This window comes from Sporosarcina koreensis (assembly GCF_001531445.1).
Classification (GTDB): Bacteria; Bacillota; Bacilli; order Bacillales_A; family Planococcaceae; genus Sporosarcina; species Sporosarcina koreensis_C.
The window spans coordinates 23,683-30,982 of record NZ_LQYA01000020.1; the positions used below are offsets into that span (position 1 = coordinate 23,683).

Annotated in this window: 7 protein-coding genes; 1 reads left to right on the forward strand and 6 read right to left on the reverse strand. The window is 45.6% G+C overall.

Features of this window, described 5'->3' with window-relative positions; all coding sequences use genetic code 11:
• Positions 1–10: 10 nt before the first annotated feature.
• From AWV70_RS04505 to pdxS, 3 genes are all read right to left on the reverse strand, one after another.
• Positions 11–229: a hypothetical protein gene (locus AWV70_RS04505; RefSeq protein WP_060204812.1), complete on the reverse strand. Its 219-nt coding sequence runs from the start codon at positions 227–229 to the stop codon at positions 11–13.
• A 162-nt stretch (positions 230–391) separates the two neighbouring features.
• Positions 392–739 (reverse strand): DUF4288 domain-containing protein, encoded by a 348-nt coding sequence (locus AWV70_RS04510; RefSeq protein ID WP_060204813.1) that lies wholly within the window; start codon positions 737–739, stop codon positions 392–394.
• A 90-nt stretch (positions 740–829) separates the two neighbouring features.
• The gene (pdxS, locus tag AWV70_RS04515) at positions 830–1,675 is read right to left on the reverse strand and encodes a pyridoxal 5'-phosphate synthase lyase subunit PdxS (protein WP_060204814.1); all 846 of its coding nucleotides are present in this window, start codon (positions 1,673–1,675) and stop codon (positions 830–832) included.
• A gap of 267 nt (positions 1,676–1,942) precedes the next feature.
• Here pdxS and AWV70_RS04520 point away from each other — a divergent pair, with 267 nt between their 5' ends.
• Positions 1,943–3,346, forward strand: a complete 1,404-nt coding sequence (locus AWV70_RS04520; protein ID WP_060204815.1) for a PLP-dependent aminotransferase family protein — start codon at positions 1,943–1,945, stop codon at positions 3,344–3,346.
• Between the two features lie 29 nt (positions 3,347–3,375).
• On the opposite strand, the gene AWV70_RS04525 is transcribed toward AWV70_RS04520, so the two are convergent.
• The 3 genes from AWV70_RS04525 to AWV70_RS04535 form a co-directional block, all read right to left on the reverse strand.
• On the reverse strand, positions 3,376–4,719 hold the full coding sequence (locus tag AWV70_RS04525) for a serine hydrolase (protein ID WP_414714816.1): 1,344 nt from the start codon (positions 4,717–4,719) through the stop codon (positions 3,376–3,378).
• A 147-nt stretch (positions 4,720–4,866) separates the two neighbouring features.
• Complete coding sequence (guaB, locus tag AWV70_RS04530) at positions 4,867–6,333, reverse strand: IMP dehydrogenase (protein WP_060204817.1); 1,467 nt, start codon at positions 6,331–6,333, stop codon at positions 4,867–4,869.
• A 109-nt stretch (positions 6,334–6,442) separates the two neighbouring features.
• Complete coding sequence (locus tag AWV70_RS04535) at positions 6,443–6,922, reverse strand: glutathione peroxidase (protein ID WP_060204822.1); 480 nt, start codon at positions 6,920–6,922, stop codon at positions 6,443–6,445.
• Positions 6,923–7,300 lie beyond the last annotated feature (378 nt).

A 7,300-nucleotide genomic window follows, 5' to 3' on the forward strand; every position in this document is an offset into this window, starting at 1 on the left:
ATACTCCCTTTCAACGAAAAGCATTGATTATACTAACTACAAGGATCAATGTGAACAATACAGCAGCGATTGCGGAAGTAATTTTCGCATAAAGAATTGCTTCCCTTGAAAATTCGGGCTCTGAATCATATTGCCACCGTTTCCCGAGTAACATCATTTCCCGCGGAGCCAAAAACGTCAATACGCTGACTGGAACGAATAGGATGAACAAAAAAATTGCTTCAGCCATCCCGCCACCTCCGTTTTTATTCCAAATACGCATAAATGACATTACATACGCATAAACGACCTAAAAAGCTTATAAATCAGTATAAAAACGTATAAACCGATCATAAAACCTCATAAATCACACTATACACGCATAATGAGCCGCGACCGCCCCATTACGCTCTCATTTATCCAACGAATAGTCGCGAATCACTTCATCCGGTGTCGTTCCCACCGTAACAAGAATAAACCTGCTATACACTTCTTTGAAGTCGATATCCCCTTCAATTTCATCCACCAACTCGAAGCAGTCCAACACTTGAACGAAGCGCCATGTCGTCATTCCGCCTGCAGCATTCTCATACGTCAATTCTTCATACTGGCTACTGACCCGTTCCGCTGCACTTTCCTTACTTTCAGCTCTGACCAAAACAATTACTTCCTCGAACACGTCTTCATTATCCTTGTACTGGATAGTGTCCGCGGAGTTGATTGATTGCAATAAATACTTTACCGAGAAAATGTTGTCCATGCTACTGCCTCCTTGTTCTTAACTCCCTATACGGTTGTTTTCATAAAAAGGATTCAAAAAGACTAGAGCACCATGCCCTAGCCTTCATCATCAAATCCCACGTACCGCCATCAATTCACTTTCCGCCAACTTACTAATTTCCAGACCTTTCATCGGCGTGCCGATGTCTTTGGATAAATCACCGATCAATTCATAGTTTCTAAAATCCTCTGTTGCCATGACAATCGCACGCGCAAATCGTTCAGGATTATCGGATTTAAAGATCCCAGAGCCGACGAATACTCCGTCAGCGCCAAGTTCCATCATTAGCGCCGCATCAGCAGGAGTCGCTACGCCGCCTGCCGCATAATTGGTGACCGGCAGACGCTTCGCTTCGCGAATTGCGAGCAGCACATCATATGGTGCAGCTAAGTCTCTCGCAGCCACCATCAGCTCATCATTATTCATATGAACGATTTTGCTCACTTGCGCATTCACTTGTCGTAGATGGCGGACCGCTTCAACGATATTGCCTGTTCCCGGCTCGCCTTTCGTACGCAGCATTTTTGCCCCTTCTCCTAGACGGCGCGCCGCTTCGCCGAGATTACGAGCACCGCAGACGAAAGGCACTTTATAATCGCTCTTCAATAAATGGAACTCATCATCTGCCGGAGTCAATACTTCACTTTCATCAATGAAGTCGACACCCATTGCTTCCAATACACGTGCTTCCGAAATATGGCCGATTCGCACTTTTGCCATGACCGGGATTGAAACTGCTTTTTGCACTTCTTCAACGATGCGCGGATCTGCCATCCGGGCAACCCCGCCCGCTGCTCGAATATCCGATGGGACACGTTCAAGTGCCATAACTGCCACTGCACCTGCCGCCTCCGCCACTTTTGCCTGCTCCGCATCGATAACATCCATGATAACCCCGCCATATTTAAATTCCACTTACTCTTCCCCCTTTTCATTTTGTTCAGTATACTAGAATATGACCATATTAAAATACTCAGTTTGATGATAATTAAAGGGATCAGATAGTTTTTATTAAACGAGAATAAAGTCACAAAATGACCATATATCCTGGGAAATGATTGATATAACTTGGGAAATAACTGATATCCTTTACGAATTGATTGATATATCCCGGGAAATAATCGATATCCGACGGGAAATGAACGCTAAAAATAGGCAACTAGCCAGATGGAGGCGCAACTAATGGAAATGCTCTTAATAGAACTGAATAAAGAAAGTGAAATACCTCTCTACGAGCAAATTTACCAACAAATCCGCAACGACATTACCGAAGGAAAACTCATTGTCGGAGAAAAGTTGCCTTCTAAAAGGAAACTAGGTGAATTCCTCGACGTCAGCCAGACGACGATTGAAATTGCCTATGGACAGCTTGCGGCAGAAGGGTTCATTACATCCAAACCGCGGAGAGGCTATTTCGTGCAGGAAATCGGTGAATTGGCATATGTACAACCGACAGAAGCAATGACTATCGCCGCTAAAGAGGAACAAAAAGAGTTGGAAATCGATTTCTCTCCAGGTAAGATCGACACGGAATCGTTCCCTTTTACGCAATGGCGGAAATACGCAAAAGACACCATTGACGAATCGTCGCAACATCTTCTGCTTTTGGGCCATCCACACGGAGATGTAGAGCTCCGGCAGGAAATCGCGAAGTATTTATATCACTCGAGAGGGGTCGATTGCTCCGCGGATCAGATCATTGTCGGCTCCGGAACGGAACAGCTCATGCCATTGCTCATCCGGCTTCTTGGACCGCAGGCAAAGTACGCCATCGAAGATCCAGGGTATCCGCTCACCCATCATGTATTCTTCCATAACAACCGGGAAGCGGTACCGATCGCGGTCGACGAGGAAGGGATGGACGTCCAGGCCCTCCAGAAGTCGGGAGGGACGGTAGCCTATGTGACACCTTCCCATCAGTTCCCGACCGGCACAGTGCTCTCTGCGGGACGTAGGACAGCATTATTGAATTGGGCAGCTTCCAGTGTCGGCCATTTCATAATCGAGGACGATTATGACAGCGAGTTTCGTTATTCGGGAAGACCAATTCCTTCCTTGCAGGGGATGGACAAGGCAGGCAAGGTTATCTATGTCAGTACCTTTTCGAAATCACTTATGCCATCGCTGCGAATCGCCTATATGGTGCTCCCTCCCGTTTTGCTCAAAAACTATGAGGATGCATTCATCCATTATTCCTCAACAGTGCCGCGGCTCGACCAACATGCCCTTGCCCGTTTTATGGCAGATGGCCATTTCGCTCGGCATTTGAACCGGATGCGGAAAGTATATAAACGTAAACTGCAACTTCTAACAGATTCATTGCGACAATATACACCCGCGATTTCATTCTCCGGTGATGAAGCGGGCATGCATATTATCATCAATGTCCATACGAATGAAGATGAGGATACATTGGTCGACGCCGCACTGGCAAAAGGAATCCGCGTCTATGGCTTGAATAATTACCGCAAAGCATCAAAAAGTAGACAGCCATCCTTCCTCATCGGCTTTGGAGGCTTGACGGACGACCGGATTCCATGGACCGTCGAGCGGCTCATGGAAGCCTGGAATATTGAAAAAAGGTGATGGACCCTTGACGGATCCATCACCTTATCTTATTTGAATAACCCTTTAATAAACCCAGTTGCGCTATCCCAAATACCGACGAAGAAGTCACCGATCGCGCTCATCATCAGCGCAAACCAGCCGGCTTTTTCGACATCGTCCGTGACGACGACATCCATGCCGAGGTCTTTCGAATCGATGAATCCGTAATCCTCGCCCTCTTTTTTAACGAGCTTCACATGTCCAACAACTGTTCCTTTTTTGACAGGTGCTTCAAGTGCGCCATCTTTCAATAAAGACTCATCGAGGACAAGCTTCGGCTCATAAAGGTCCTTTTCATTCGACTTGATCATCGCTTTGACCGGCTCTTTCACTTCGATTGCAACCGTCTTCTCTTTTCCTTTATGGACTGGCAAATTTTTCTGCTTTTCAAATTGATAGCCTGCTGGCAGAAGTTCTTCATCTGAAAACTGGCTGAATCCATAATCGAACAATGCCCGTGTCGCGTCAAATCGAGCCTTATAGGAGCCGACTCCATTTGCGTCTACAGCCTTCATAACAACAGCAATGACACGCTTGTCGCCCCGTTTCGCCGTTCCTGTGAAACAGTGGCCCGCGAAATCGGTCGTTCCGGTCTTCAAGCCGTCGACGCCTTCGTACTCATAAACGAAACCTGGAAGCATGAAGTTCCAGTTGTCCATCTTGATGGCATCCGATGTTCCTTCACGGAAAATCTTCGAATTGATTTTAGTCGTCTCCAAAACTTCCGGGTAATCCTTCATCAAATGGAATGCAAGTCGCGCTACCGATTTGGCAGGCATGACGTTCTCATCATTAACCCCTGTGCCTTGCGGATGCATCCCTTGCAAGTATTCGTTGTTCAGCCCTGTTGAATTGACGAACTTATAATCGACCAAACCAAGTTCCTTCGCTTTGGCATCCATCAATTTCAGGAATTCTGTTTCTGTTCCTGCAATTGTTTCAGCAATCGCAATCGTAGCGGCATTCGCAGAATAAATTGCCAATGCTTCATAAAGCTCCTTAATTGTATACGTTCCGTCTCTGCGTAGCGGCACATTGCTTAAACGCCTGTCTTGCGAGATGGCATACGTGTAATCAGTAACTTTGTATTCCTGATCCCAGCTGATTTTACCTTCTTTTATCGATTCAAATAGGATATATTCAGTCATCATTTTTGACATACTTGCAATGCCGAGTGGTGTATCCGCATTCTCTTCATATAAAATCTTTCCACTGTCCGCGTCAATTAGAATGGCACCATCTACATGGATGCCGAGTGTCGATTCTGCTTGTGCAGGCGCAGTGCCGAGCGTCATCATCAATACAAATGGAATGATCAGCAAAGCAACCCATTTTCTCATTTCCCGTTTCACCAAAATACCTCCGTCATTGCAATTTTCCACTTTATATTTTATCACATCATGAACACGATTAGGGGATTCTATTCAAAAAGCACCTTTCCGCTCATATTAAGACGTGCGGAAAGGTGCTGAAGTTCCATATTTACAGTTTTCACTATTTCATGAAATAGAGTAGTTCGGCGCTTCTTTCGTAATATGAACTTGATGCGGATGGCTTTCACGCAAACCGGCACCAGTCATGCGGATGAATTGAGCTTTTTCACGCAGATCGTGAAGATCTTTCGTTCCGCAATACCCCATGCCTGATCGGATTCCGCCAACGAGTTGGTGGATCGTATCAGAAATCGGTCCTTTATAAGGCATACGCCCTTCAATTCCTTCTGGGACGAGTTTCTTTGCATCCTCTTGGAAATAGCGGTCTTTAGAGCCGTGTTCCATGGCACCGACAGATCCCATGCCACGGTACACTTTGAAACGTCGGCCTTGGAAGATTTCCGTATCCCCAGGGCTTTCAGTCGTACCTGCAAGCAGGCTTCCGAGCATGACGACATGTCCACCTGATGCCAAGGCTTTTACGATATCGCCGGAATATTTGATACCGCCGTCCGCAATGATCGTTTTTCCGTGCTTGCGTGCTTCAGACGCACAATCGTAGACAGCTGTGATTTGAGGAACACCGACACCTGCAACGACACGTGTTGTACAGATAGATCCTGGACCAATTCCGACTTTGACTACATCTGCGCCCGCTTCATATAATGCTGCAGTCGCTTCCGCTGTTGCTACATTTCCTGCAATGATATCTAGACTCGGATACTCTTTTCGGATTTGTGCAACCGTGTCAAGCACGCCTTTCGAATGTCCATGCGCTGTGTCGATGACGATGACGTCGACTTCTGCAGCGACAAGCTTCTCAACGCGTACCATCGTATCGGATGTAACGCCAACTGCTGCGCCTACAAGGAGACGGCCTTGCGAATCTTTTGCGGCATTCGGGAATTCAATCACTTTTTCGATATCTTTAATTGTAATAAGACCTTTTAAAATTCCATTTTCATCAACAATCGGCAGCTTCTCGATTTTATACTGCTGTAGTATCTTTTCTGCATCTTCCAATGTTGTTCCGACAGGCGCTGTCACTAGATTGTCCTTCGTCATCACATCATTGATGATCAGCGAATAGTCCTGGATGAAGCGAAGATCACGATTCGTCAAAATGCCTACAAGTTTTTGCTCGTCCATATTGTTAACGATCGGAACACCGGATATGCGATATCTGCCCATTAAATGCTCAGCATCGAACACTTGGTGTTCAGGGGTAAGGAAGAAAGGATTGGTAATGACACCATTCTCTGATCGTTTCACAGTTACAACCTGCTCTGCCTGCTCTTCGATGCTCATATTCTTATGGATTACACCAAGACCGCCTTGACGCGCCATGGCAATCGCCATCTTCGACTCTGTGACCGTGTCCATCCCCGCACTGATGATTGGAATGTTCAACGTCATCTTCTCTGTCAAACGGACCGAAAGATTTACGTCCTTCGGCAATACTTCTGAAGCACCTGGTACAAGCAATACATCGTCGAAAGTCAATCCTTCGCGAGTGAATTTAGATTCCCACATATCGTTTCCTCCTCTAATATCATTATCTGCGTTTGAATATTATTAAAAGGTTATCAGCGCCTATGTGGCGTGTCAAGGAGACAGGAATAAGAAAAAAGATTCCTTTTATTCACTGAATTGACTTTTCAATTGCAGTCCGCATTTTAGCAGGGGAAGTCTGAGGTGCAAAACGATCCACGACGCTCCCTTTCCGGTCAATGAGGAATTTCGTGAAGTTCCATTTTATGCCCTCTGTGAGCAGCCCCTTTTTTTGATCCGTCAAGTATGAAAACAATGGAGCTGCCTTTTTCCCAATGACATCCACCTTTGCAAACATCGGAAATGTCACACCATAATTCCTTTCACAAAATGATATAGTCTCTTTAATCGATTCGAATTCCTGATTTCTGAAATTATCGGATGGGAAGCCGAGGACGACAAGACCTTGTTCACGGTAGTCCTCGTAAAGCTGCTGAAGCTCATTAAACTGATCCGTAAAACCACATTTGCTTGCCGTGTTTACAATGACCATGACCTTACCCTCATAATCCTTCATCGATTGCAAAGTACCATCTGGTTTTTCAACTGAAAACTCGTAAACGGAAGCCATATTCATCATCACCTCTCCTAGCCTTTATTAATCAACATTAAGCCAACTTCGACAACAATGCAAAGATGATAGATACATGAATTTAAACATTCTACACCCCTTCATCGCCTAGAAACGCATAAATTGATTCAATGACGCATAAAGTCTCAGAAGTGCGCATAAATCTTTCAAAACAAGCATAAAAGCAAGTAAATACCCATAAGTCTAGATAAACGCACATAAATAGGACTTCATTATAACCAGATTTCCACTTCAGATGCTCTTTGCCGAAGAATGGCTTGCTTTTTTAAACACACAAAAAAACCATCCCCCACAGGGGATGGCCTTTGCCCGGCGACGTCCTACTCTCACAGGGGGAAGCCCCCTACTACCATCGGC

What these genes read in the sequence shown, in the direction of transcription:
- AWV70_RS04505 (WP_060204812.1), bottom strand. Translation starts at nt 229, where the DNA reads ATGGCTGAAGCAATTTTTTTGTTCATCCTATTCGTTCCAGTCAGCGTA.
- AWV70_RS04510 (WP_060204813.1), bottom strand. Translation starts at nt 739, where the DNA reads ATGGACAACATTTTCTCGGTAAAGTATTTATTGCAATCAATCAACTCC.
- AWV70_RS04520 (WP_060204815.1), top strand. Translation starts at nt 1,943, where the DNA reads ATGGAAATGCTCTTAATAGAACTGAATAAAGAAAGTGAAATACCTCTC.
- guaB (WP_060204817.1), bottom strand. Translation starts at nt 6,333, where the DNA reads ATGTGGGAATCTAAATTCACTCGCGAAGGATTGACTTTCGACGATGTA.
- AWV70_RS04535 (WP_060204822.1), bottom strand. Translation starts at nt 6,922, where the DNA reads ATGGCTTCCGTTTACGAGTTTTCAGTTGAAAAACCAGATGGTACTTTG.